Source organism: Pseudomonas sp. EL_65y_Pfl2_R96, from assembly GCF_963970905.1.
Taxonomy (GTDB): domain Bacteria; phylum Pseudomonadota; class Gammaproteobacteria; order Pseudomonadales; family Pseudomonadaceae; genus Aquipseudomonas.
In genome coordinates, this window is the sequence record NZ_CAXAQH010000072.1 from 1 (window position 1) to 2566 (window position 2566).

The window sequence follows — 2566 nt, forward strand, 5'->3', positions numbered from 1 at the left end:
TCAGCAAATTGCTTGGGTGTTATATGGTCAAGCCTCACGGGCAATTAGTATTGGTTAGCTCAACGCCTCACAGCGCTTACACACCCAACCTATCAACGTCGTAGTCTTCGACGGCCCTTCAGGGGACTCAAGGTCCCAGTGAGATCTCATCTTGAGGCTAGTTTCCCGCTTAGATGCTTTCAGCGGTTATCTATTCCGAACATAGCTACCCGGCAATGCCACTGGCGTGACAACCGGAACACCAGAGGTTCGTCCACTCCGGTCCTCTCGTACTAGGAGCAGCCCCTCTCAAATCTCAAACGTCCACGGCAGATAGGGACCGAACTGTCTCACGACGTTCTAAACCCAGCTCGCGTACCACTTTAAATGGCGAACAGCCATACCCTTGGGACCGGCTTCAGCCCCAGGATGTGATGAGCCGACATCGAGGTGCCAAACACCGCCGTCGATATGAACTCTTGGGCGGTATCAGCCTGTTATCCCCGGAGTACCTTTTATCCGTTGAGCGATGGCCCTTCCATACAGAACCACCGGATCACTAAGACCTACTTTCGTACCTGCTCGACGTGTCTGTCTCGCAGTCAAGCGCGCTTTTGCCTTTATACTCTACGACCGATTTCCGACCGGTCTGAGCGCACCTTCGTACTCCTCCGTTACTCTTTAGGAGGAGACCGCCCCAGTCAAACTACCCACCATACACTGTCCTCGATCCGGATAACGGACCTGAGTTAGAACCTCAAAGTTGCCAGGGTGGTATTTCAAGGATGGCTCCACGCGAACTGGCGTCCACGCTTCAAAGCCTCCCACCTATCCTACACAAGCAAATTCAAAGTCCAGTGCAAAGCTATAGTAAAGGTTCACGGGGTCTTTCCGTCTAGCCGCGGATACACTGCATCTTCACAGCGATTTCAATTTCACTGAGTCTCGGGTGGAGACAGCGCCGCCATCGTTACGCCATTCGTGCAGGTCGGAACTTACCCGACAAGGAATTTCGCTACCTTAGGACCGTTATAGTTACGGCCGCCGTTTACCGGGGCTTCGATCAAGAGCTTCGCGTTAGCTAACCCCATCAATTAACCTTCCGGCACCGGGCAGGCGTCACACCCTATACGTCCACTTTCGTGTTTGCAGAGTGCTGTGTTTTTAATAAACAGTCGCAGCGGCCTGGTATCTTCGACCGGCGTGGGCTTACGGAGCAAGTCCTTCACCCTCACCGGCGCACCTTCTCCCGAAGTTACGGTGCCATTTTGCCTAGTTCCTTCACCCGAGTTCTCTCAAGCGCCTTGGTATTCTCTACCCAACCACCTGTGTCGGTTTGGGGTACGGTTCCTGGTTACCTGAAGCTTAGAAGCTTTTCTTGGAAGCATGGCATCAACCACTTCGTGTTCTAAAAGAACACTCGTCATCAGCTCTCGGCCTTGGAATCCCGGATTTACCTAAGATTCCAGCCTACCACCTTAAACTTGGACAACCAACGCCAAGCTGGCCTAGCCTTCTCCGTCCCTCCATCGCAATAACCAGAAGTACAGGAATATTAACCTGTTTTCCATCGACTACGCTTTTCAGCCTCGCCTTAGGGACCGACTAACCCTGCGTCGATTAACGTTGCGCAGGAAACCTTGGTCTTTCGGCGTGGGTGTTTTTCACACCCATTGTCGTTACTCATGTCAGCATTCGCACTTCTGATACCTCCAGCAAGCTTCTCAACTCACCTTCACAGGCTTACAGAACGCTCCTCTACCGCATCACCTAAGTGATACCCGTAGCTTCGGTGTATGGTTTGAGCCCCGTTACATCTTCCGCGCAGGCCGACTCGACTAGTGAGCTATTACGCTTTCTTTAAAGGGTGGCTGCTTCTAAGCCAACCTCCTAGCTGTCTAAGCCTTCCCACATCGTTTCCCACTTAACCATAACTTTGGGACCTTAGCTGACGGTCTGGGTTGTTTCCCTTTTCACGACGGACGTTAGCACCCGCCGTGTGTCTCCCATGCTCGGCACTTGTAGGTATTCGGAGTTTGCATCGGTTTGGTAAGTCGGGATGACCCCCTAGCCGAAACAGTGCTCTACCCCCTACAGTGATACATGAGGCGCTACCTAAATAGCTTTCGAGGAGAACCAGCTATCTCCGAGCTTGATTAGCCTTTCACTCCGATCCACAGGTCATCCGCTAACTTTTCAACGGTAGTCGGTTCGGTCCTCCAGTCAGTGTTACCTAACCTTCAACCTGCCCATGGATAGATCGCCCGGTTTCGGGTCTATTCCCAGCGACTAGACGCCCTATTAAGACTCGCTTTCGCTACGCCTCCCCTATTCGGTTAAGCTCGCCACTGAAAATAAGTCGCTGACCCATTATACAAAAGGTACGCAGTCACCCAACAAAGTGGGCTCCCACTGCTTGTACGCATACGGTTTCAGGATCTATTTCACTCCCCTCTCCGGGGTTCTTTTCGCCTTTCCCTCACGGTACTAGTTCACTATCGGTCAGTCAGTAGTATTTAGCCTTGGAGGATGGTCCCCCCATATTCAGACAAAGTTTCTCGTGCTCCGTCCTACTCGATTTCATGAC

At 52.2% G+C, this 2566-nt stretch carries 1 rRNA gene; it reads right to left on the reverse strand.

From position 1 onward, the window contains the following. Positions 1-23 precede the first annotated feature (23 nt). Positions 24-2566 (reverse strand): 23S ribosomal RNA (locus tag AACY49_RS29405); the annotation flags it as partial.